This is a genomic window from Methanoregula boonei 6A8 (assembly GCF_000017625.1).
GTDB classification, from domain to species: Archaea; Halobacteriota; Methanomicrobia; order Methanomicrobiales; family Methanospirillaceae; genus Methanoregula; species Methanoregula boonei.
In genome coordinates, this window is sequence record NC_009712.1 from 1727610 (window position 1) to 1749268 (window position 21659).

The window sequence follows — 21659 nt, forward strand, 5'->3', positions numbered from 1 at the left end:
CAAATTTACCATCAATGGTATGGATAACAAGACGTCAAACCCCGGGATTCTGCGGATTGCAGCGGCTATAATCCTTGGAGCCATCGTGGGTTTTATTCTCTTCCTGGTTGTCGCTCTGTTTATTGGTGTGTTCAATGACCACATGGGTATGAACATCCCCGTGAGTACTGATGTAGCGGAGAACATTTTCAGTGCGGTGATCCTGGTCATTTTCGAACTCGGTTCGATCATCGGATTCTGCTGGAAAGTCTGGGTCACACCCCCCACAGAAGAAGCTACTGAAGAAATGGTGGTGAAATAACCCCTATTTTCCTCGCGTTAAGATCAGTTCCCTGGATTTCGCTCGTTTTTTAACTATTCCAGACGATGATTTTTTGCATAATGGGATATCCCTGCCGGAAATAATGCCTGCGTTTGCTGCTGTGCTGTAGCAGGGGCGGACATAACCACAATTATTCTGCTCCACTAATTGCCGGGGGTTACAGCACCCGGATCACGACGAGGGTGATATCGTCAGACTGGGGAACCGGGCCGGTAAATGCGCGGATTCCCGCTATGATCCCCTCCCTTACCCGGTCAGCCGGAAGGTTGCTGCACTCTTTTGCGATTTCTACCAACCGATCCTCGCCAAACGGGGTATACGCAGCATCGAAGGCCTCAGTCACGCCGTCAGTATACAGGATCACGAGATCCCCGGATTGGAGCTGCACGCATTCCTGGACGCTTTTGATTTCAGGCTGGACTCCCAGCGCGACGCCACCTTCATGGAAAAACACCGTCTCGCCGCTCTTACCCCGGACAAGAAGAGGTGGATTGTGACCGGCATTGATGCAGGTGAACGTTCGGGCAGGAAGATCGAGGAGCGCAGTAAATACTGTTACAAACATACATGACGGTGCGTTCCGGGATATGACCTGGTTTGCAGTACCAATAGCACAGGAAAGATCGGATGCATTCTCAAGGCCGGCGCGAAGCAGCGTTCTTGACATGGCCATGAAGAGTGCGGCGCTGACCCCTTTCCCGGAGACATCTGCAATGACAAACGCCCATTTTCCATCAGCTGCCGGGATAATATCGTAAAAGTCCCCGCCCACTTCCATCGCCGGTATCATAACTGCCGAAATATCATACCCGGGAATGTCCGGCATTTTTTCAGGGAGGAAACTGGTCTGGATGGAGCGGGCAATCTCCAGTTCTTTTGCGTACCGCTCCTTTTCCGCGGTAGTCCGCCGGAGATTTTCAATATTTTCCTGGAGCGCACCGGCCATGACATTGAAGGACCGGGCAAGATCCTCAAATTCGTCACCCGACTGGATATTCACACGGAACGCGAGGTCCCCTTCACCGATGGCCGCTGCTCCCTCTTTGAGCTGCTCAACGGGCCGGGTAATCACCCGGCTGAGTTCAATGGACACAAGCAGGACCACGAGCAGGATAACGACAAAAAGGATCGCAAAAACTTCCTTGAGCCAGTCTGTCTGGGCAGTAATCTGTGTCCCGGTATCCCGGGTCGCATCTTCAATTTTCCCGGTGAACTCCTGAACCGGTTCAGTGATCTGGCTGACCGGGATCGAGACCGCAAGGCTCCAGTTCATGGAACGGACCGGTGCATAGGCAACGTATGTCTCTGTCCCGCTGAAGTTTACTGTGCCGATACCGGTCTTTCCGGCGGTCATATTGGTGACCACGGCACGGAGATCGGGAGCGCTGCCCGAGAGCACATTTTTCTGGGTGAATGGCTTGTTCCAGGTCTGATTGCCGGCAGACAGCCCGGGCTGGCTGATGATCGTACCCTCCTGGTTGATGAGCACGGCATACCCGTTCCCGCCCAGCGTTTTCCCGATAAAATCCTCATTAATCGTATCGGTCTTTACATCAGATCCGATTACCCAGTTTCCATAGGCCGGACCGGTTATATCCTCCGACGAGGTCATAACAAGACCATTGCCACCAGCATCTACATACGGAGCGTCGGACCAGACAATCTCTGGCGACGCTTCAGCATCAGTAAACCATTGCCGTGTCCGGGGATCATAGTCTTTGGGGAAATTCCCCTGTCCCGGGTAATAGAGCATCATGCCGGAGGCCGTGCCAATATAGACACTCGCCATATCCTCATCTGAGTCATATACCCCTTTGAGACTGTCTGCAAGACCGGCAAGCGTTCGCGCCTCCTGTGATTCCGGGGTTACAGTTGCATTTTGGGCAAAGACCAGCACCGCCCCGGCCATGGGATCCGATGGAGGTTGCGTTGCCAGATAGGTCGGAGTTATAGCCTTCACCGGGGAATTACGCTTGAGCTCCGCGGTCTGTGCTGCAAGGATCTCCATCTCGGTATCGGTATCGGTATCGGCAAAGAGGGTATCTGTGACATTTGCCTGGTCGGCGGTGATGCGCTGCAGGTACTCCTCTCCCAGAGACAGAAGCGCTGCCGAGCTCTGGTCTGCCATCCCCATTCCCAGTGCCTCACTGCTCCCCTGTGCATAGGAGCCCACACGGGTAATGGCAAAAAACGCAAAATACCCGGTAAGAGCAAGCGCCACAAGCGAAAGTACAAGAAACAGGATCAGGATCTTAGCCCGTATAGAAAGGGCAATGCGTGAGGAGGCGGACGATTTCATAGGGCTGCTCGCGGGCGCAAACGACCGTATGTGTTCATGAATGTCGTGATCAGCAAAAAGCCCATCCCTTTTTTCTCTCTGTCAATCCGGGGCGGGACCAGAAAAAACGGGAACAGAGGGAACTTAGTGGTACCAGCCCTTCATACGTTCACGTTCAGCAGCACCCGGATCAGGAGCCCTATGACAAAGGAGATCGCCGCAATCCCCAGGCTGATCGCAGCCATCTCGGCAAAACGCCGCCAAAAGGGGAGATCTTTTGCCACCGCAATATAGAAGGTGAACACAAAGATGACCAGCACTGCACCGACAAGAGTGAAGACCAGCGCCACGTATGGGCTTGCAAGAAGGAGGAACGGAAGGATCAGCAGGGCAACGGTCGCGATATAGGTAATACCGGTATAAAATGCGGCCTTTTTCGGACTGGTCCCGGCTGACTCATCAGACCGCTGCGAGAGATATTCGGATGCAGCCATGGAGAGGGATGCGGCAACACCGGTAATCAGCCCGGCAACCGCGATAATGCGTGAATCCTGGATCGCAAATGTCAGGCCGGCAAGGGTACCGGTGAACTCCACAAGCGCGTCGTTGAGGCCCAGGACCACCGAGCCCACGTACTTCAGTCGTTCCTCATCGATGAGGGCGATAAGTTCCCTCTCGTGCTTTGCCTCATCGGCAAGCATCGCCGGTAGTTCGGGTATTGCGGAGAGGAGCGCGGGATCTCCGATCTGCGCTCCCTGCTCCACCCCCTCCATGAGTTTTATGGCAAAGGTCATCCCGAGCAACCGGGCAATAAGGTAGTAAAACCAGATCCGGAGGAGGTTGGGGGCGATGTCCCGGCCGGTATAGTGCTTCCAGGTGGCATAATGCCGGATTTCTTCCCCGGCAATGCGGAGCAGGACCTCACGGTTGTGAGGATCCGGGGTCACCTGCGCGATCCTCTGGTAAATATGGTGTTCGGTAATCTCATTTCTCTGGAGACGGGCGATCCTTGCAAGAGATGGTGCGGTCAGCGTCATGGTATACCTCACCGTGGTATTCTGTCTGCCCCCTCGGGACTGGATATCCGGTTGTCCGACAGAGGGGGCAGGCAGGTGATCTCCTGAACTGTATGAAAGAGCCCCTGTATAAGGAGATCGACTGGCATCCCCTGTTGCATAATTTTTCCCGGGGCCGGGTATTGCGGTGCCTCATAATAGTATATGAACCGCAACAGATCGATCTGTAAAAAAGATTGCCCATAATGGACAGATTCCCCGAAATAATAGAGAATAGCGGGTGTATCCACAGGAGCGATTATGATTCCTTATCCAGTTTCTTTTTGATCTCCCGGATACTGTTGAGCATCTCTTCAGAGTACGGGGTGTACCGGTAACTCATGTTGTTCTCGATCTGCCAGAACCCGATTTTTTCATCGTAGTGCCCGATGATGTAACAGACAAGGATATAGCAGGGAACCGCGAGAGCAATGACCATGGGCAGGGTCAGACCAAAGTGGATGTAGAAAAAATCCTCGAAGAGCTTGGCGTTTGCTGTGATGATACCAAAGTTGAGCAGAATCTGGGTCCACGAAGTCCCCCTTGTGTACCGCTGCTTGAAGAGCGCAAAACTGTAGAGCAGCCCTTTGTGTTCAGTCATGGAAGGATAGTTTCCCCGAAAAGGGGAAATCTTTTCTCCCCATTCCCGCAGGAATCAGGAAACAGCTGCCTCTCGGGTTACAGAAAAATAAAAGGGAGGGCTTGCGCTATTCCAGCACCGCAAGCAGGTTTTCACAAGGAGCCTGAACCGTTCCCCCGGGAATAACGGGATGATGGGAAAATATCTCCTCGCGGACGCGCCGGCGCACCTGCTTTTTGGTAAGCCGGACATGTTCATCCTGTTCTTCCTCGGTGAAGTTCAGCAGCGATGACCGGCGGGAGGTAAGTGCTATATTAAACGCAGCGTTCACATCCGCGTGGGCGACAAAACCGCAGTGCGGGCATTCGAACCGTTTTCTGCTTCGTCGGCCCATGCTCCCGCACCGGCTGCACCGTTTGGAGGTATATGCCGGATTCACGTAGATGACAGGAATGCCCTTTCTCTCTGCCATTTTTTCCACGAGACGCTGGAGCGAGAAGAACGATCCGTTTGCAAACGAGAACTCAACAAAACCCCCGGCATCATGGGAATGCGAGTAACGGCTGGAGAAGAGTTTTTCAAACTTGATGCCCGTGCCGAGCGATTCCGCAAAGGATACGATCTGCCGGGAGATTTTGCTTAATGCCGCCTTGAACGCCTTGCGTTCACGGCTTTTTACTTTTTTTAGTTTCCAGAGTTTTCCTTCCTTGTAGAGTTTCGTGCAGTTTTTGATGGAGTTGCTGCGGACATAGTGTACGTTTTTTCCCAGTTTCAGGACTTTCCCGCTGTCCGGTTCGGCGGCTACGGCCGCATGGCCGGTCGTGTTGAGATCTACACCGATCCAGCGGGCAGGTGCATGTGCGGTTAAATGAACTTTAATCACCTTCCCCTACCCAAGTTCGCCTGCGGTACAAACTGCCAATACACGATTACGTGCTGCTCTGGTTCTTTGATCCTCCTGTCCTTACTCGAGTTTAGGCAGGGCTTTCCTTTAAACTTTGTGGTCAAACGGTTGAGGCATTCGGCCCGAATTTGAAAAAGGAATGATAAATCATGCTGAATTATGTATGCGGGAAATATTCAGGGATGGTTTGGGGCATTTTTCGACGAAAAGACGATCTCTAGAGAATATAGGGATCTCCTGAGGAGTAGGGGGCTGCCCCGGCTCAGTTTGTACAAGTGTCTCCGGATTCACCCCAAAAATACGCCCGTAAAACGCTCCTTTTTGGTCCGCATAAAAAATGCGCATTTTAATCGTTTTATTTGCCAAAATAAGCCTAAATTGAGCTCCATATAATGCCCTTTAGCGGGCAATAGCGGCCATCCGGGAGCCTCTTTTTCCTGGATCGGATATTTGCCCATTTTGATCCGGAAACGGGCAGGAAAGGGCCTTTACGCGAACCTTAAAATTTGTCCGTTTGCAAAAATACGGTCCATACGGGCTTATTTTAAAACGGAGCCCGATACGGGCTTTTCGAGCTCCCAAAAAGGGAAATCCGGGCTCAATACGGGCCCGGATGGGCGTAAGCCGGATCAGGGGGATTTGGGAGGTGTCTGGCCAGACACCGTCGGAGAGGGGGGAAGTGGGATTCCCGGAAGGCCCGGTTCGCAATCTTTTTTTGGAAATTCTCCGCTGTCGGGTCGAAGATTTTCCGGAATTCTCCGCTCGTAACCTGTTCTCTTAAGTTAATCTCCGGCAACCGAATCGACTATTTTTTTATTCTCGGCTTGCGGTGCGAACTTTTCCGGAAAAATCCGGTATGTGTTTCATGATGATGGACGTCGGGTGTCCCTCACACCATCAGCACGTACGCCGCAAGCGAAAGGAAAAATGCAAGGAGCAGCATCGCAAGCGAGAGCGGGGCCACAAAGATCAGCATCGCATTTACCGTGCTTGCAAGCTGCGAGATCCGGTTGGAGCCAAAGACCACCACATGCTCGCACTGGGCCGTGGTTGCCGCACACTCAGCTGTCCCGAGATCATCGATCGCGGCCTGCACGGTGCGCAGGACCGCAGGAAGGAACACATCCACCGGCACTTCCTGGCCCACCGGATTTTTACCGGTCAGGGTATTGACCACGTGCGAATCGGTAGTCATCACTTCCGCGGCATCCACAAGCGTCAGGATCTTTCCGAGCATGACATCCCGGACACCCGATGCCATGTTATTCCCATCGAAAAGCACGTACGCGGTCTTCTGGCCGCAGGTTTCCACGACCATGACCTGCACGCCAAGGTCACCAAAACCCTGCTCGCGGGAATAGGGCAGGCGCTCACGGGCGTAACCAACCGAGAATGCATGGAGCTCAGCTGCGTGAGCGGCCTGCATTGCCTGGATCGCTCCATGCTGGTACTCGGTTGCGGTCAGCGTCGCCGGGAGCACTGCGGAGGAGAGATCGGTCATGCAGTTGTGCGCATCCACAAAGGCCACGTGCGGGAACCAGCGATGGCCTTCAGCCATGATCGCCAAGCCGATAGAGTAATCGAGATCCTCGGTCATCTGTGGTGAGCGGGTCGAAACCATCAGGATGGAATCGCCAAAGCGCTGGTACAGGATCTGAACGGTACCGCATGAGATTCTGGAGGACGGGGTGGCACCCTGCCCGTAGATCCGATCATTCTTCGAGCGTTCGATCGCATCAACCACCTTCCCGATCTCACTTTCGGAAACCAGGTTAAAGTCATGGGATGCGCACCCGTGCGGGACAAGAGTCTCCTCTTCCATGTGGTCGTGGATCACCATGGGCAGGTTGCCACCCCCAATCTCTCCCATCGGGCCGGGATGGAGATTTGGGACCGTAAAGAGAAGGGGGATCTTCTTTGTGCGACGGAAGAAAAGACAGACCTGCGGGACATAGATCTCTTCTCCAATCTCCCTAAAGAAGTTCTCCATGCTCTTGGAGCCGTCAGTCATGTTTGCAATAAAGGCGTTTACAAATGCCAGGCCCCGTATATGGAATGCCCGGTAGAGCGGGCGCTCGATGAGCCAGACCAGGATCGCAAAACCCAGGCCAAAGACGATATGGAGGACAATGGCAAAGAGCGCCCACCCGGGCGAGAAGAGAAAGAACCCGGCAAGAACACCGACACCGCTCTGGGTGATCGCCGGCAGGATCATCCGGGGCAGGCGGTAGTCCGAGATCGCCACCAGCACAAAGAGGCGCAGTCCGAAAATAAAGCCAAGAGAGATCCCATAGAAAAGCGGGAGGTATTTTATTCCGCCGGCAAGCGAGGCAAACGTGATAATGACCGCAAAGATCGTGCAGGCAAGTGCGAGGAGTGCCGAGCGGTTCCAGGTCATCGTCTTACCGGAGTACTCGATGATGGGTTTTGTGAGAAGGAACCCGGCTATCGCCGGGATAGTAAAGGCAAGTGTGCCCGAGAAGGGAAGGTAGACCCAGGCACGGGCGCTCGCACCATCGATAACCAGGCCAAGGATAACAAGGATCAGGAGAGAGACCGGCCATGAAGGGGCAGTAAACAGGTATTTGGTGAGCTGCCCGAGTTTGACATCACTTGCAATCGCCATCAGGTCCGACCCCCGTTAAAAGATCGAAAACTGCCAGTACCCGCCATATTCATGATCTTATCCCTGTGCCGGCACAGGTTCAAGAGTGCCGAAGTGTTTCCGGTAGCGTTCGAGCATCTGCGTCCAGGTGGGCAGATGGGTCTGGCAGCCGGCGTGCTCGACTACGTAGGACGCGGTCACGGTCCCAACCCGGCAGCAGTCCAGCGGGGAATGCCCCCTCACATATGCGGACAGGAAGCCGGAGCGGTATGCATCTCCTGCGCCCGTCGGGTCACAGAGCGTGACCGGGACTGCCGGGACAAAATGCTCTTTACCGTCAGCGTACAGGCGACTTCCATCCCCGCTCATGGTAAAGACCGCCAGTGTGACACTATCGACGAGTGCCTCTTTTGTCACCCCGAGCGTGGCACACATCTGCTTTACCTCGTGCTGGTTGGCAAAAAGGAGATCGGTGTTTGCCAGGATTGAATCAAGTTGTTCTTTTGTGTACCAGAAAACATCCTGTCCCGGATCAAACGAGACAAATTCGCTCTTTTCTGCCACCCGGCAGTTGAACTCGGGATCAGCAGTTGCCATGTGGACTAAAGGGAGCGCCGGGGCCTCCGCGGTCGCAAATGCCGCTGATGCCCCCCATTCAAAGAAGGTCATCTGGCTGCCCGCATCGTCAGTAAACATAAAGGCTGTCGGCGTATGCGTGCCGGGGACCTCGAAAAACTGCCGGCGGATACCCAGCCCGTCCATCCATTTTTCATAAGCACTGCCGGAAAAGTCGTCACCGACACAGGAATGAAGCGTCACCTGTTCACCAAGGGTAGCGATCCCTGCCGCAATATTGGCTGCACCGCCACCGAAAAAAACCTGACGGTCTGTGATATGGGTGGACTTGTTGGGCTCCGGGAGGTGATGTACCTTTGAGATATGATCGACCGCGGTGTGGCCTACTACATGGATCATAGTTCCTGCACATCCAGCAGCTTCAACGGGATCTCGTGAAGGGCTTTCCCGATCACCGATTTTGCAATCCGGCTGGCGTGCTCCTTTGACTCGGCACGGAACACTTTCATCTCCAGGATAAGGCCCACGAGCGCGGTATCGGCAACAACAATGGCGCTGGAGAGTTCCCGCTCGCAGAACGGGCAGGCAAGCATACCTGCCTCGACCTCGACAAACTTCGCCGAGGGATTAAGGCGTTTTCCCGCCTCACTGATCGCGATCCCGATTGCATCGTCAAGCGTCTTTGCTTCCTTGATATACCACGCTGATTCAAGAGTTACCAGATAGTCAGGCATAATGTTCTCCCCTGCTCTTTTCCATTACCATGTCTCATAATGGAGGTGCTCCCCGATCTCCATGCGCCCGGCACGCCGGGACGGCTCACGGCCGTACCCGGTTGCAAGGAGCGCAAGCGGCCGCACGTGCGGGGGAAGATCAAGGATCTCCCGCACGTCATCCTCCTCAAATGCGCCGGTCCAGCAGGAGGACAGGCCATGGGAATGGGCTGCAAGCATCATGTATGTGCAGGCAATCGTAGCGTCCTGCACCGCGTACAGGATACCCCGTTCCCCGTACTGGGACATCGAACGCACGTAATTGGCACATACTACAAAAAGGGCCGGGGCAGCGCCCACATGCTCCTGCCCGAATGCCGCTTTTGCAAGCGCAAACCGGGCCTCGGCATCGGTCACCACCACAACATCCCATGCTTCAAGATTGCCGGCACTGGGAGCTGTACCGGCACAGGAAACAATATACGAGATCTCATCTTCACAAAGCGCGGTCTCCTGGAAGTCGCGCACCGAAACCCGGCCGGAAACAAATTTTTTGAAATCAGAGGAGTCCATGAAGAGAGAGCACCTGCCATGCATTCTGCGCCGGGGTGGTCGTAGCGCTGATGGCCTGAGCAAGTTTCTCTGTGGCCTGCTCAGGGCGATCCCCTTCCACAAGCGAGATCGCCTCGTTTATGGCATTGACCGCCTTTCCAAAATCTGCAAGTCCCGTGCTCTTCTCGGCAAATGCCACCTCTGTCCTTACCTGTTCCATGAGGAGGAGGAGCATCTTTTTGCCGCCGCTCTTCTGGGTATCAGGAAAACCGGTAAGTGCGACGCAAAGCTGGGAGACTACGATCAGTTCGGATTTTGCCCGCTCACCGAACTGGAAACTGTTCACTGCGGTCGGAAGATCCATACTCACCATGGTTTCTGGAGATAAATGATAATTATGATTCGGATGTTTCCGGCCAGACCCCGGATATAATACCCGGCCGCATAAAACACAAAAAAATGTCCATGACGGGGCGTTGCCCCGTTATTTGCCGCCGGTCATGCACAATCCCGGCTGCAGTTCACCTTATTTTCCGGATTTTGCCTTTGCGCCCAGGGCGGAGACTTTTGCCCTGCGCATGCGCCGGCGGATGAGCGGGCTTGCCGTGGATTCGTTCATGCCTGAGCCACCGGACCGGTCGCCTCCGCGCCTTCCGCCGCGGCCGCCGCGCCGTGCCCCGCCACCCCGGCCACCGCGCTGCTCTTCGGCTGCGGCCTGATCGATCTTCTTTAAGTTGATACTGGACTTGAACCGCTGGTTGGGTCCCGGGCTCTTGCGCTCCCCTTCCTTTTTGGGAACGAGCCGGATCTGGCCCTTGACGCCTTTAACCTGTGACCAGAGGGTTGTACCTGTCTTGCCCATAAACGTGAACTCCTTATCTAATTCTGCCGTGCCGCAGATAAAGGTTGGGGAGAATCCGTCCCCCTTTTTTTTAAAAACACACTCACTCTGCCGGTTTCTGTGCATCCACGCAGATATTGTACGTCAGCTGGGGGATCCTGCGCTCGATAAACGGCTCCATCCGCTGTGCAAGATTGAAAAGAGGGTCACCCATGTCGATATGGGCAAACGAGCACCAGCTGACCTTTACATTGCAGAAGCCGGCACGGGAAAAGAGTGCCCTCATATCCTCTTCGTCATAGTAATGTTCGCCGAAATCCTTCATGACCACATGGGGGATCCGGATCTTCTCGCTTACCTTGTAGAGAACCGGAATGCCGCTCGTGAGCAGTTTTTTCCCCAGCGTACAGATCGAGATCGCCCCACCGGGGCGCATCACCCGGTACGCCTCGTTGAGCATGGATTCAGGATCCCGCACATAGCTGAAAACAAGAAGGCTCGCAACAGCATCAAACGAGTTATCGCGGAACGGAAGAGATTCGCCGGTCCCAAGGGTGAAACCGCAACAGCTGCATCGCCTGCGTGCCCGCTCGATCATGTTCCTGCTGAGATCAATGCCTACAGCGGAACCGCCATGGTGGAGGTATTTTTCCACAAAAAGGCCGGTACCACAACCAATATCAAGGAGAGCCCCACCCCGGGGGAGTGCCTCCATTACATGACGGCTGATGCGGGTATGGTACGTCCTGCCGCGGGGGTGGTCGTAGTGGAGATCGTATACCTCAGCAATTTCATCGTAATGCTGCTGGATCTTCTCCCGTTTTGCAACTGTCATTTTAAAAAATCTCCTTAAGACCGGTGGCAAAGGCATCGATCTGGACATATTCGTTGTTCGCGTGTCCGAGCCGGGCATCTGCTCCAGCAAGGGCGGTCGCGAGGAGCGGATGGTTGTACTCCCTCCGGGCCACAGACCGGATCTCCGAGAGAACCTCACGGCCCGAGAGCCCGTAATCGATCATCAGGGCTTCGAGCTGCCGGATCCCTCCCCTGACATCACCATCCCTGATGAGAAGGATGGCTCCTGCGGCAACGGTCTCGGTCTCCGACTGTGACAGCGCGGCAAGGCCGTTACATGTACCGGCGCCGGAGACTGCCTGAAGGAGCAGGATTCCCCGGCGCAGGTCACCCTGCGCGGCCTCGGCAATCAGCTCAATATCGTCATCGGTGCATGCGGCCTGCATTCCCTGCGTCTCCCGGACCCGGATAGATCTCAGCTGTGCGGCAATCACGTGGGCCGGCAGGGGTGCAAAGAAGAGCGGGAGGCAGCGGGAGCTGATTGCCGGGATGATCGCGCTCGGGTTGGTAGTGGAAAAGACAAAACGGCAGGTGCTGCTGTACCGCTCCATGATCCGGCGCAGTCCCTGCTGGGCATCCCGGGAAAGGGCATGCGCATCCTCAAAGACCATCAGCTTGAAACCGGCATCCAGCGGGCGCATCGAGGCATACCACTTCAGGATGTACTTGAAGTTGACAATCAGGCTCTGGCCTTTCTGGTACAGGTGGGCATACCGCTCGTCCTCCTCAAAGACCTTTTTACCCTGGGAGAAGATATCTGCGGTCTGGAAGATCGTGGTATTTGCTTCCCAGTTTTCCCCATAAAGTTCGCCGGCAAAACATCGGATCGCTGCACTTTTCCCGGTCCCGTGCGGGCCGGCAAGCAGCAGGTGCGGCGCGTTTTTTGAAGCAGCACAGGATGTAAGAAGTGCGGTGACCCGGTCCTGTCCTACAATATCGGAGAACTGTGACGGGCGGTAACGTTCAGTCCAGAGCATGAGAAAGCCTCCCTGCCATTTCGATTCCCGCCTCTTTGAGAAAAACGCGGTTGTCCAGCATGGCCACCAGCTCACGGCACTCTTCCGCGCTCAGGGTAGCACAGGCTTCCGCAATGAGCGGCAGGGCCCGGGTCACTTCGTCCACAATGGTCAGCGTTGCCGTCCGTGCAGTACGGGAGAGGGGATTAAGATCGATCGCGATCACCTTTTTTCCCATCTCCACAAGGACACCGCACCGATCCCCGTCTTCGAGGGGGACAAGGACGACATCGGCCCTGTACATCCCGTCACGCCGGCACCAGGCCCGGTCATGCGAGAGCGGGAGCAGGCGTTCTGCTTCACCGGAAAAGACATCCGCTCCTGCATCGCAAAGCAGGGATTCTATCTGCGCCACACGCTCAGGGGTCCGGTGGAAAAGGTTGACCTCGACAAGGGCTCCGCTTGCCTTCTGGAGCCCGGCAATCTCGCGGGCGGCCAAGGCCGCCGTATTGCCGTTTACCGAGATAACCGGGTAGCGGGCAGTACGGAGCAGGGCCGCCGCCACACGGGCGGCCCGTCGTGCACTGTCGCTTGTCTTTTCCCCGAGCAGGTAATCGAACGCCTCGCCGCGACCATGGGAGATGAGACCTTCCCATGAGACAATTCCCGATCGTGCACACTCTGCAAGGTGCTCCCGGGTGACAAGCGACTGGTACCGCGGATGGTCGTGCGGGATCATGCTGCACCCTCGACGATATGCACACCGGCTTTGGCCATATCCATGGGGTATACTTCACCAAACGACCGGAGCACCGTACTGGCACGTTTTCCACAGGCAAAAACGCCATCGCCAAGCATCGTCATTGCGGCAAGAACACCCTGGCGGTCGCATTCCTCGAGCACACGTCGCACCGCTACGGTCTCAAGCCCGCTTGCAGCCGAGAATTCCCGGCAGCAGGTAAAAAATTCCACAACGTTTTCCGGCTGCTTTTCCGGGAATGCAGCAGCCACCTGTGCCATCCGGGCCGGGGATCCCAATACATCGGGTGTACGGATCGGGCCAAAACTGACTGCACAGACCGGAGTATCAACGTCGAAGCTCCGCAGGATCGTACCGTGGATGCCCGGGTCGGTCCGTACCACCCGTCCGCCACCCTGGCAGGCGGCAACATCACCAAGGCCGGTCCGGAACAGGACCTCGGTCTCGTGGGCCCGCTCTGCAATCCCGTCTGCGCCGAGCCTGAGGTCCAGCAGGTGGTCGGCAGCGGCAAGTGTTGAAAGCAGCGCCGCGGCAGAGAGACCAAAACCGGCACTGATAGGAAGCCGGCAGATGGTTTCAACGGCAACCGTAACGCCCAGCTGGTCCAGTGCGTATGTGAGAGGAGAGGACTCGCGGGAGATCTCCCGTATCGTCCCATCAGCGCACCGGTTCCGCACAAGAACGGAGGAACGGGCAGCAGATTTTACCGTGGCAGTCACTCCCTCACTTATCACGATACCGGCGCCGATGCTCCCTGTTGTTGACGGATTGGATCCGTCCACCCTCTTGAAGTAACCGGAGATATGGCCGGGGCAGAACACTGTCACGGATGCCGCTGTCATGGCAGTCAGGTACCTGTCATATCAATTGGTGGCCCGGCGCTATTAGGAATTGTGCTGCCGGGAACGTGGGGCGGCAGTATCCTTCTTTATCCCTTCAAGGATGGCATCCCAGATCCGGGCGGCGATCGCCTCTTTTGTGCCGGAAACGGCGGTGCCGGCCTTTGCCCTGCCAGACAGGATGCGATACGAACCGTCCGCACATCCCATGCTCTCAGGCGTATTGGTCACCACCATCCATGCACCGCGCGCAAGAAATGCCCGTGCCTCCGGGAGGGGATCTCTTGCGATCTTGAATGCAACCACCCGGGTCTTCCTTTCTGCCAGAAGTGTATCGATCAGCTTTGGAATCGGCGCGAGATCAAGAGTGACACGTTTCCCGCTTTTGATCTTCCCCTGAACCTTTTCCGGGGCAAAATCCGAGATTGCCGCTGCGCTGATATAAATGTCGGGATGCCTCTTTTTCAGGTACCGGGTGACTGCTGCCCGCATGTCCCGGGCCGTTTCCACGGGAACATTCTCTACGCAGGGCAGGGAACCGTTGTGGACAAGGGTGACCTCTGCTCCGAGACGGTACGCTGCAAGCGCGAGCTCCTTGCCCATCCTCCCGCTCGACCGGGTGGTGAGCACCCGGACATCGTCCACGGGTTCCCGGCAGGCACCACCCGTGATGAGCACGTTTTTTCCGGCAAGCGGCTTTCCGATGAGGGTCCGTTCGCACCGGAGCACAATCTCGTCAATATCGGCGATCTTTGCCTTCTCTTCTTCTATCCGGGGACCCACAAAACCAACGCCCCACGATACAAGGGTTTCGATATTCTTCACCACCGCCGGGTGGCGGTACATGCTGTGGTGCATGGCAGGAACAGTGAGAACCGGCATCCCGCTCCCAAGTGCGGTCGTGGCAAACGTAGTGACCGGGGTATCATCGATCCCGCATGCGATCTTCCCGAGCGTGTTTGCCGTGCAGGGTGCCACAAGGAGGAGCGAAGCGCTCCCTCCATCACCGCAGTACGTCACGTGCTCGACAAGACCCGTGATCCGGGTAATCGCAGGCCTGCCGCTCGCATACGTGAGCGCATCGGGATGGATAATCCCCTGCGCTGCCGCGCTCATCACCGGCTGGACCGTGGCCCCTTTCCTGCGCAGCGCATGGACCAGTTTTACCGTTTCAACCGCTGCGATACTCCCGGTGACAGCAAGCACGATCTCTTTTCCGGCAAGGGTCTTCTGAGTCATGACAGGGTCACATCCTGCACGATATGCCATTCGTGCGGGCGGTATTTCTTTACCTTATGTACATTGATTGAGGGAGAAAAACCTGCGCCCTCCGCAAGATCCTGTATTGTCCCGGATACATCACCGATGCTGTGCACATGGATCACGCTTCTCCCATGGACATGGGAAAAAACTGCGGGCAGCATAGTTACGGCATCGAAGTGTCCCATCACTACCCGGTCGTACGTGCCGGAGAGATGTACACGACAGTCCCCACAGGAAACCTGTACTCGGCCGGCAAGGCCGTTTGCCGCAATATTGCGTTCCAGGTACGCACAGGCTACCGGGTTGATCTCCATGGCATGGACTTTCGCCCCGCTACCGGCCATCGGGATAGCGAAGTACCCGATGCCGGCAAACATATCTGCCACCCGGGCACCGGCCGGACTTTCACGGACGAGCCGGGCCATCCGCATTTTTTCGTCCCGGTTTCCCTGCGCAAACATCACCCGGCCGGGATCGAGATAGTATGTATACCCCTCCTCCCGGTGACAGACCTCTCCTGCACTGCCCCACAGGATCTCGGTCACCGGTGTCCGGGTGACCCCGTCAAGCGATTCGATCCAGAGCACCCCGCGCGGGTGCCGGAACCGGACAATTCCTGCAACCTCTTTTTCTGCAGGCCGGTCCCCACGCACGACCGCCACGTCGCCCAGCATGAAATAACCCCTGCCAGCGTATGCGTGGCGTTCCGGGATCTCGCGGTCGAAAGCAAATCCTTCCCTGACCGGTACCCAGGCAGTTTCCCCTTCAACGTAGGGGTGCCGGGTCAGGTCAACCCACACCTCACCGCTCACGGCACCCAGCCGATCTGTCCGGACTTCCCGTACCCGCATAGGATTACCCGGGAACTTACCGCATCACGACCATTGTGTCGCCATCGCGGAGCACCTGCACATTCTCCCCTGCGCTCACCGCCATCCACTGACGTTCCGTGACCTCGATGGTTGCACCTGTTGCCGGATCAAGGAGCCCAAACATCCCGTGCGCAATATATGCCACAAGCGCCGGCACGGCGTTTCTTGCATTGCCCACCAGCCGCACGATATCTTCCTCTTTTACCGTCCGGTTCCTGCCCTCATAGAGATCAAATACCCGGATTGTGCGGGAATCCGACTGCTCAATCTCCGCGTAGGTCCGGGGCAGCTTTACCACATCATGCCGCTGGTACCGGGGCAGCCGGACAAGATACGTGATCCGGAAGAGCTGCCGCCCGTTCTTCTCGCCGACCAGTTTTGGGTGGGTCGTATACCTCCCGCCAAGCTGCGCCGTGATCCCCTGCACGATCAAAAGGCCGATATGCTGGGAGCCTACTGTGACATCAAGGCCATCCCGGGTCTCGGCCATATCGGAGATAAACGACAGCCGTTCCCCGCCCTGCTGGAGCGAGTCCTCGATCTGGGTCGCAATTGCCGCTGCCTTCTGCATTTCAAAGGGGCTCATGTCGCGTCCGTCAGCACGCACCTGCACAATCCCTTCATAATAACTTCCGGTGATCCGGTTGCACCGGTCGCACTGCTCCCGGTGCCAGGCGATCTCCACGGTGCACTCTTTTTCTACGGGCTGACCGTACAGGGTTCCGCTGATCTTCAGGTAGGCCCGGGAACGGTTGGAACTAAGCTCGCGGATCCTGACCTCGATCAACCGCTTTTTTACGTCCGGGTGGAAATGCACCGCGCTGCGTGCCAGATCCGGGGCCAGATCTTCACGCTCCCGGTTCGTATCGGTCCACGTGTTCACCTGCTTTGTTGCCCCGCAGCCGGGGCAGTGGATGCTTGTTACCCGCGTATCGCAGGTGGCCCACTGCGTGTCCGCTACCCGGCAGGCCGCACAGAGCCCGTCTGAATCTGAAGGTTTGCCGCACTTGGGGCAGAACCGGTCCTGTATGGAGGTCATAGCCGGTAGATCTGGGCATGCGGGACGCTGCCGATCATGATGCAATCAGCCCGGGTGATCAGTCCCATCTTCACGGCAACCCCCACGGCACGCTCTCCCATGAGGTTGACGTTGTCTCCCCGCAAAAGGGCTTCAGTGACAGCGGCCTCATCTGCATGCGTAGTGCCGTAGAAGCCCTCAGTCACCGTGACCCTGAGGTCTCCGTGGGTGATGGTGGTGTTGAGCAGTTCGCGGTCACAGACCGCAACCACATCGCCCATCTCCGGCGAGTGGTGGATTTTTAAGAACATTAATCAGATCGTTTGCAGGGCTGACCTGATAAAAGATGGGAAGGCAACCGGTGCATCTACAGCACGATGCGGACGCCGTACACCTTCTCCACGGTCTCCCCATGGATGCGCCAGCAGTCCTCTTCGGTAATAGTACCCGATTCAAGCAGTTTTTTTGTGATCCTCGGGACCGACTTTGGGCCCGTCACAGCGCCGGGCCGCGAGTTTTCGTCCATGAAGTCACTCTCCATGGTAAAGGGGCGGCGTTCGCGGGCAAGGACCGGCACCGCCTCGTGCCGGGCCACAAGCGAGGGATGGAGAGGGGTATCCGGAGATCCGTAATGCTTGATGACGCGCCCCGGGTCCATGCCGGCATTCCGTGCCATGTCGACGACATCGGCGCACGGGCCGCTCTCCGCGTGGATCTGGAGGGCGCACCGGTATCCTGCGGCAAGGGAGAGCGCATGAGAGAGCACGACATTTGAGGCAGAGAACACTTCGGGGCTGACCTCGTAGTGCGGCCGCCCGCTCTTGAGCGCCACAGCCTTTCCCTCACGGACATAGCCGGCAGCGCAATCGAGACCCCCCTTCATTACCAGTACCGCATCCTCAAGTGGCATTCGTTCCGTAAGCCGGCTGATCTCGGCCGGGTGGATCCCAAGGATGGGAAAGACCACAAGGCCGGTCTCCCGGATCAGCCCGGCGATACGCAGGGTCTCGTCAAAGACTCTGGCGTAATCGTTCCCTGTTACCGGCTCGACCCCGAGCGACCACGAGGGTTTGGAGACAAGGAAAAGATGCGTTCCTCCCCCATGCAGGAAATCCTTTGCCGCTTCGACCCCGCGCCCGTTTACCGGGTCGAAATGGATATGATCGTCAGTGATCGGAAAGAGCCGCGATCTCATGGCACTCCAGGACCTTCATGAGAGGGTAACCGTTCTCCGGTGCAAGAGTGGCCCGGCAGTACCAAAAGCCTACCCGGGTCACGATCTCCACATCAAACATGAGACCGGAAAGTTCGCTGTACCCAAATACATTCTTTTGCATCCGAAAACGATCGAGCCTCACCGTGATCTCCTCGACAAAAGGCTGGAGGACCACTGCCTTTTCAATCGCGGATTCCACGCTTGCCGCAGATTCCTGTGCAATCGGGGTTCCCACCCACTGGTGGTAGAGCGCCCCCAGTTTGATCCCGGCTTCAAAGATAGCCTGCTCCCGGTCTGTTGGCCTGTCGTGTTCGTGTGCTCCTTCCATGATCTGCACCTCATATCAGCTGGATGATCCCCGACTTTGGCTCCATGGCCTCGCCATGCCGCAGGAGCATCTCGATTCCTTCCCTTACTTTGTCGTGGGCAAAGCCCTTTGCCGCTGCAGCCTCGATCACCTGATCGATGGAAGCGCGCCGGCCTTCGCCACCAATGTCCCGGATCGCATCCTTGATCACCCGGACAATGTCGCGCTTCTCCTTGGAGATACCGGTGGCCACCTTGTCAATATCGAAGTTACCGGTCTTTGCATCGTAGGCGATCTGGCGCAGGCAGGCGTCCACGATGTGGATCACGCGCTCCGCGTCGCCGGCCTCGATCTTATCAGAGAGCCGTATCCGGGCGCTTGCCTCTGCAAGCCGGACGAGCGCTTCCAGTTGCCGGGCCGTTACCGGGACAGGCTTGTTGGGCTCCGCGATCCCCCTGAGCTTGAGATAGTAACCGACAATCGCCTCCTTTGCCTCCGCAGAGAGGATGGGAAAACAGGTACGCTTGGAGTACGCTACGTACTTCCGGAAAAACGCAGGATCGATATCCGGCATGACCGGCTTGAGCTGCTGCTCGATAAACTCCTGGGTGACACCGGGGATCGGCGTCTTTTTGTGCTGGGCGATCAGCTCCCCGACGCCGTGTGCTTTAAGGATGTGCTCGGCAATGGCAAGGTCCCGTTTCTGCTCCGGCTGATCGGTCATGATAAAGATGAGGTCGAAACGCGAGAGGAGCGAAGGAGGCATGTTGATCTGGTCGGCAATATCGCCGTACATATCAAAGCGCCCGTACTTCGGGTTCGCCGCGCCTAAAAGGGCGCACCGGGACTTGAGTGTAGCGGTGATGCCGGCCTTTGCCACGCTGATGGACTGCTGCTCCATTGCTTCATGAAGGGCTGAACGATCCTCTTTTTGCATCTTGTCCATCTCATCCACCGCTGCAATACCCATATCGGCAAGCACGAGCGCACCAGCCTCAAGCGTCCAGCGCCCTTCGCCAAACTCGTCCTTGACCGCGGTTGCGGTAAGACCGGCCGATGTGGAGGATTGCCCGCTTGTGTAAATGGCCCGGGGCGAACATTTCACGATATAGCGGAGCAGCTGGCTTTTTGCAATACCGGGGTCGCCTATCAGGAGCACGTGAATGTCTCCTCTGAGATGGCTCCCGTCCGGCATCTCTTTTGCGATCCCGCCGAAGAGCTGGAGGGTGATCGCTTCCTTAACGTCCTCGTTCCCGTAGATAGTCGGGGCGATCGAATGGGTGACCATACGATAGATCATAGGATCCTTGGAGAGTTTTTTGATCTCATCCTCGGCCTCCTCATCGATCTCAACTTCCTCGAACTCTTTTTCCGCGATCTCGATCGAGTTGCATTCGAGGAAGATGTCAAAGACCGTGCTCTTCTCACCCTTGACCACCCGCTGCATGGACCGGAGGATCCCGTTGATTACGACCCGGTCCCCGGGCGCAACCGTGCCGGTAAGGTCATCAGTCACATCGATATCAAGCGTCTGCGGCTGCTCGCCGCCCCGCAGGCCCTCGGGGGATTCCTGCACCCGGAGTTTCTGGGAATCGACAAAAGTGGAACGCTTGGGCACGAGCTCGACCTTCTTGAAAGTACAGCCATCTGTGGCACAGCCATCCGGCTCGATGAACTTGCCGTACTTCTGGGTCTTTTTGGTGAAATGGCCGGCCGGGCACTTAAAAACAGCCTCCACGATCCGGGGGCGGACCTCGGTGGTCTTCCGGAGGATCCCCTCGACCGAGATAAACCGGTTGATATCCTCGGACCGGATCTCGCGGATTGCCGTCTTTTTGGGGAGGTTTGTGAACCGGATATTGAGGGCCTTTGGCTCCTTGCCATCCCGTGTCCTGACCAGCTGGTTGTTTTTTATTGCATCCCAGACATCCTCGAGCACCTTGCCCGGGTTCTCCAGCAGCTCATCGGCGAGAGTGATACCGGCTTTGCCGAACCTCTCGATCTGGCGGTAATCAACAACAAGCGATCGCCTGTGCGGGTAAAGGCGCGAGATCTCGCCAAGCTCCTTCTTGTACCGGCTTTTCAGAAACCGGCCCCAGTCATCGGCACGATCGCCCTGGTGTAGTTCGGGTACCTTCTCCATTTTTGCTCCTCACCGCTTCCTTGTACCGGCAAGAACAAACCTGGCAATCAGCGCCTCCATCTGGATGTCGCTGCTCGCCCCTTCAGAGAGACGGAAATCCGTTTCGCCAAGCGCGTCGATGAGTTCCACCTTGAGCACCCGGTCCATATCCCTTTTGGTGAGGGCACGGTAACACTGGTTGATCAATTCGTTGGGAGCGATACCCCGCTCGCGCAGGAGCCGGGTGAGCAGCGCCTCGGCCCCATCGAAATCCCCGGAGAGAGAGAGCGTTAAGAGCTCCCCGATCTCTTCCGGCCGGGCATTGGACGTGATCGCGTACACCATCGGGGCCTCGATCGTTGCACTGAGGATCGCTGCACCCTGGAGGGCGTTGATGGCTTTGCGCATATCCCCCTGAGCGATGTATACCATTGCATCCATTGCCTCCGGTGTCACATCTAAGTGCTCCCTTGCGGCAATCCGGGTGATCTCCTCTTTTACTGCCTGCGGACCGAGAGGCCGGAACCGGTAGATCGCGCACCGGCTCTGGATGGGGTCGATGATCTTTGAGGAGTAGTTGCAGGAGAGGATGAAACGGCAGGTCTTGGCATAGCTCTCCATTGTCCTGCGCAGTGCTGCCTGAGCATCGGTGGTGAGTGCATCGGCTTCGTCCAAAAAGAGGATCTTGAATGCCGCATCACCTGCAGGCCGGGTCCGGGCAAACTCCTTGATCTGGTTGCGCACTACATCGATACCCCGTTCATCAGAGGCATTGAGCTCGCGGAAGTTCATCTGCCACGAGTCCCCGAAGAATTCCCGGGCCAGGGTGACTGCGGCGGTGGTCTTTCCCACCCCGGCACTTCCCGTGAAAAGGAGGTGGGGAAGGTTCCCGGACTTTACATAGGATGAGAGCCGCTCTACTATATCGTCCTGACCGACTATATCGGCAAGCTTTGCCGGCCGGTACTTCTCTATCCAGATAGTGTGAGACTCATCCATGAGAAAGATCACCCAGTAGGTACCCA

23 protein-coding genes are annotated in these 21659 nt (G+C 56.8%); 1 reads left to right on the plus strand and 22 read right to left on the minus strand.

Features of this window, described 5'->3' with window-relative positions:
* The first annotated feature begins 19 nt into the window (after positions 1–19).
* The gene (locus MBOO_RS13965) at positions 20–301 is read left to right on the plus strand and encodes a hypothetical protein (protein WP_157677649.1); all 282 of its coding nucleotides are present in this window, start codon (positions 20–22) and stop codon (positions 299–301) included.
* A gap of 178 nt (positions 302–479) precedes the next feature.
* Here MBOO_RS13965 and MBOO_RS08620 read toward each other — a convergent pair whose 3' ends face one another.
* The 22 genes from MBOO_RS08620 to MBOO_RS08730 form a co-directional block, all read right to left on the minus strand.
* Positions 480–2621 carry a SpoIIE family protein phosphatase gene (locus MBOO_RS08620; protein WP_048068412.1) on the minus strand — a complete coding sequence of 714 codons (2142 nt, stop codon included), beginning with the start codon at positions 2619–2621 and terminating at the stop codon, positions 480–482.
* A 140-nt stretch (positions 2622–2761) separates the two neighbouring features.
* On the minus strand, positions 2762–3637 hold the full coding sequence (locus MBOO_RS08625; RefSeq protein ID WP_012107216.1) for a VIT1/CCC1 transporter family protein: 876 nt from the start codon (positions 3635–3637) through the stop codon (positions 2762–2764).
* 277 nt (positions 3638–3914) lie between these two features.
* Positions 3915–4256: a hypothetical protein gene (locus MBOO_RS08635; protein WP_012107218.1), complete on the minus strand. Its 342-nt coding sequence runs from the start codon at positions 4254–4256 to the stop codon at positions 3915–3917.
* A 106-nt stretch (positions 4257–4362) separates the two neighbouring features.
* On the minus strand, positions 4363–5118 hold the full coding sequence (locus MBOO_RS08640; protein ID WP_012107219.1) for an RNA-guided endonuclease TnpB family protein: 756 nt from the start codon (positions 5116–5118) through the stop codon (positions 4363–4365).
* Positions 5119–6028: 910 nt separating this feature from the next.
* The gene (locus MBOO_RS08645; protein ID WP_012107220.1) at positions 6029–7765 is read right to left on the minus strand and encodes a DUF2070 family protein; all 1737 of its coding nucleotides are present in this window, start codon (positions 7763–7765) and stop codon (positions 6029–6031) included.
* A 57-nt stretch (positions 7766–7822) separates the two neighbouring features.
* The gene (locus tag MBOO_RS08650) at positions 7823–8719 is read right to left on the minus strand and encodes a PfkB family carbohydrate kinase (RefSeq protein WP_012107221.1); all 897 of its coding nucleotides are present in this window, start codon (positions 8717–8719) and stop codon (positions 7823–7825) included.
* Positions 8716–9054, minus strand: a complete 339-nt coding sequence (locus tag MBOO_RS08655; protein WP_012107222.1) for a DUF555 domain-containing protein — start codon at positions 9052–9054, stop codon at positions 8716–8718. Before MBOO_RS08655 ends, MBOO_RS08650 begins: the two co-directional genes overlap by 4 nt.
* A 24-nt stretch (positions 9055–9078) precedes the next feature.
* Positions 9079–9606 (minus strand): nitroreductase family protein, encoded by a 528-nt coding sequence (locus tag MBOO_RS08660; RefSeq protein ID WP_012107223.1) that lies wholly within the window; start codon positions 9604–9606, stop codon positions 9079–9081.
* Entirely contained in the window at positions 9593–9949 is a 357-nt protein-coding gene (locus MBOO_RS08665) for a hypothetical protein (protein WP_048068413.1), read from the minus strand. Before MBOO_RS08665 ends, MBOO_RS08660 begins: the two co-directional genes overlap by 14 nt.
* A 162-nt stretch (positions 9950–10111) precedes the next feature.
* Positions 10112–10447, minus strand: coding sequence for a DUF5350 domain-containing protein (locus MBOO_RS08670; protein ID WP_012107225.1), 336 nt, complete (start codon positions 10445–10447; stop codon positions 10112–10114).
* 82 nt (positions 10448–10529) lie between these two features.
* On the minus strand, positions 10530–11261 hold the full coding sequence (locus MBOO_RS08675; protein ID WP_012107226.1) for a class I SAM-dependent methyltransferase: 732 nt from the start codon (positions 11259–11261) through the stop codon (positions 10530–10532).
* A 1-nt stretch (position 11262) separates the two neighbouring features.
* On the minus strand, positions 11263–12258 hold the full coding sequence (locus MBOO_RS08680) for an AAA family ATPase (RefSeq protein WP_012107227.1): 996 nt from the start codon (positions 12256–12258) through the stop codon (positions 11263–11265).
* Complete coding sequence (locus tag MBOO_RS08685; protein WP_012107228.1) at positions 12245–12976, minus strand: 4-phosphopantoate--beta-alanine ligase; 732 nt, start codon at positions 12974–12976, stop codon at positions 12245–12247. Before MBOO_RS08685 ends, MBOO_RS08680 begins: the two co-directional genes overlap by 14 nt.
* The gene (locus MBOO_RS08690) at positions 12973–13839 is read right to left on the minus strand and encodes a pantoate kinase (protein ID WP_012107229.1); all 867 of its coding nucleotides are present in this window, start codon (positions 13837–13839) and stop codon (positions 12973–12975) included. The genes MBOO_RS08685 and MBOO_RS08690 overlap by 4 nt, the downstream gene beginning before the upstream one ends.
* Positions 13840–13881: 42 nt before the next feature.
* Complete coding sequence (coaBC, locus tag MBOO_RS08695; RefSeq protein ID WP_012107230.1) at positions 13882–15075, minus strand: bifunctional phosphopantothenoylcysteine decarboxylase/phosphopantothenate--cysteine ligase CoaBC; 1194 nt, start codon at positions 15073–15075, stop codon at positions 13882–13884.
* Complete coding sequence (locus MBOO_RS08700; RefSeq protein ID WP_012107231.1) at positions 15072–15950, minus strand: class I SAM-dependent methyltransferase; 879 nt, start codon at positions 15948–15950, stop codon at positions 15072–15074. Before MBOO_RS08700 ends, coaBC begins: the two co-directional genes overlap by 4 nt.
* Before the next feature lie 16 nt (positions 15951–15966).
* Positions 15967–17010 carry a 60S ribosomal export protein NMD3 gene (locus MBOO_RS08705; RefSeq protein WP_012107232.1) on the minus strand — a complete coding sequence of 348 codons (1044 nt, stop codon included), beginning with the start codon at positions 17008–17010 and terminating at the stop codon, positions 15967–15969.
* Positions 17007–17300 (minus strand): DUF424 domain-containing protein, encoded by a 294-nt coding sequence (locus MBOO_RS08710; RefSeq protein WP_012107233.1) that lies wholly within the window; start codon positions 17298–17300, stop codon positions 17007–17009. The genes MBOO_RS08705 and MBOO_RS08710 overlap by 4 nt, the downstream gene beginning before the upstream one ends.
* 56 nt (positions 17301–17356) lie before the next feature.
* On the minus strand, positions 17357–18184 hold the full coding sequence (locus tag MBOO_RS08715) for a TatD family hydrolase (RefSeq protein ID WP_012107234.1): 828 nt from the start codon (positions 18182–18184) through the stop codon (positions 17357–17359).
* The gene (locus tag MBOO_RS08720) at positions 18156–18533 is read right to left on the minus strand and encodes a dihydroneopterin aldolase family protein (protein ID WP_012107235.1); all 378 of its coding nucleotides are present in this window, start codon (positions 18531–18533) and stop codon (positions 18156–18158) included. Before MBOO_RS08720 ends, MBOO_RS08715 begins: the two co-directional genes overlap by 29 nt.
* 10 nt (positions 18534–18543) lie before the next feature.
* Positions 18544–20655, minus strand: a complete 2112-nt coding sequence (locus MBOO_RS08725) for a minichromosome maintenance protein MCM (RefSeq protein ID WP_012107236.1) — start codon at positions 20653–20655, stop codon at positions 18544–18546.
* Between the two features lie 9 nt (positions 20656–20664).
* The gene (locus MBOO_RS08730; protein WP_012107237.1) at positions 20665–21633 is read right to left on the minus strand and encodes a replication factor C small subunit; all 969 of its coding nucleotides are present in this window, start codon (positions 21631–21633) and stop codon (positions 20665–20667) included.
* Positions 21634–21659 lie beyond the last annotated feature (26 nt).

What these genes read in the sequence shown, in the direction of transcription:
- MBOO_RS08655 (WP_012107222.1), bottom strand. Translation starts at nt 9,054, where the DNA reads ATGCCTGACTATCTGGTAACTCTTGAATCAGCGTGGTATATCAAGGAA.
- coaBC (WP_012107230.1), bottom strand. Translation starts at nt 15,075, where the DNA reads ATGACTCAGAAGACCCTTGCCGGAAAAGAGATCGTGCTTGCTGTCACC.
- MBOO_RS08625 (WP_012107216.1), bottom strand. Translation starts at nt 3,637, where the DNA reads ATGACGCTGACCGCACCATCTCTTGCAAGGATCGCCCGTCTCCAGAGA.
- MBOO_RS08690 (WP_012107229.1), bottom strand. Translation starts at nt 13,839, where the DNA reads ATGACAGCGGCATCCGTGACAGTGTTCTGCCCCGGCCATATCTCCGGT.
- MBOO_RS08715 (WP_012107234.1), bottom strand. Translation starts at nt 18,184, where the DNA reads ATGAGATCGCGGCTCTTTCCGATCACTGACGATCATATCCATTTCGAC.
- MBOO_RS08645 (WP_012107220.1), bottom strand. Translation starts at nt 7,765, where the DNA reads ATGGCGATTGCAAGTGATGTCAAACTCGGGCAGCTCACCAAATACCTG.
- MBOO_RS08635 (WP_012107218.1), bottom strand. Translation starts at nt 4,256, where the DNA reads ATGACTGAACACAAAGGGCTGCTCTACAGTTTTGCGCTCTTCAAGCAG.
- MBOO_RS08725 (WP_012107236.1), bottom strand. Translation starts at nt 20,655, where the DNA reads ATGGAGAAGGTACCCGAACTACACCAGGGCGATCGTGCCGATGACTGG.
- MBOO_RS08620 (WP_048068412.1), bottom strand. Translation starts at nt 2,621, where the DNA reads ATGAAATCGTCCGCCTCCTCACGCATTGCCCTTTCTATACGGGCTAAG.
- MBOO_RS08670 (WP_012107225.1), bottom strand. Translation starts at nt 10,447, where the DNA reads ATGGGCAAGACAGGTACAACCCTCTGGTCACAGGTTAAAGGCGTCAAG.
- MBOO_RS08660 (WP_012107223.1), bottom strand. Translation starts at nt 9,606, where the DNA reads ATGGACTCCTCTGATTTCAAAAAATTTGTTTCCGGCCGGGTTTCGGTG.
- MBOO_RS08685 (WP_012107228.1), bottom strand. Translation starts at nt 12,976, where the DNA reads ATGATCCCGCACGACCATCCGCGGTACCAGTCGCTTGTCACCCGGGAG.
- MBOO_RS08710 (WP_012107233.1), bottom strand. Translation starts at nt 17,300, where the DNA reads ATGTTCTTAAAAATCCACCACTCGCCGGAGATGGGCGATGTGGTTGCG.
- MBOO_RS08705 (WP_012107232.1), bottom strand. Translation starts at nt 17,010, where the DNA reads ATGACCTCCATACAGGACCGGTTCTGCCCCAAGTGCGGCAAACCTTCA.
- MBOO_RS08665 (WP_048068413.1), bottom strand. Translation starts at nt 9,949, where the DNA reads ATGGATCTTCCGACCGCAGTGAACAGTTTCCAGTTCGGTGAGCGGGCA.
- MBOO_RS08675 (WP_012107226.1), bottom strand. Translation starts at nt 11,261, where the DNA reads ATGACAGTTGCAAAACGGGAGAAGATCCAGCAGCATTACGATGAAATT.
- MBOO_RS08680 (WP_012107227.1), bottom strand. Translation starts at nt 12,258, where the DNA reads ATGCTCTGGACTGAACGTTACCGCCCGTCACAGTTCTCCGATATTGTA.
- MBOO_RS08650 (WP_012107221.1), bottom strand. Translation starts at nt 8,719, where the DNA reads ATGATCCATGTAGTAGGCCACACCGCGGTCGATCATATCTCAAAGGTA.
- MBOO_RS08730 (WP_012107237.1), bottom strand. Translation starts at nt 21,633, where the DNA reads ATGGATGAGTCTCACACTATCTGGATAGAGAAGTACCGGCCGGCAAAG.
- MBOO_RS08720 (WP_012107235.1), bottom strand. Translation starts at nt 18,533, where the DNA reads ATGGAAGGAGCACACGAACACGACAGGCCAACAGACCGGGAGCAGGCT.
- MBOO_RS13965 (WP_157677649.1), top strand. Translation starts at nt 20, where the DNA reads ATGGATAACAAGACGTCAAACCCCGGGATTCTGCGGATTGCAGCGGCT.
- MBOO_RS08700 (WP_012107231.1), bottom strand. Translation starts at nt 15,950, where the DNA reads ATGCGGGTACGGGAAGTCCGGACAGATCGGCTGGGTGCCGTGAGCGGT.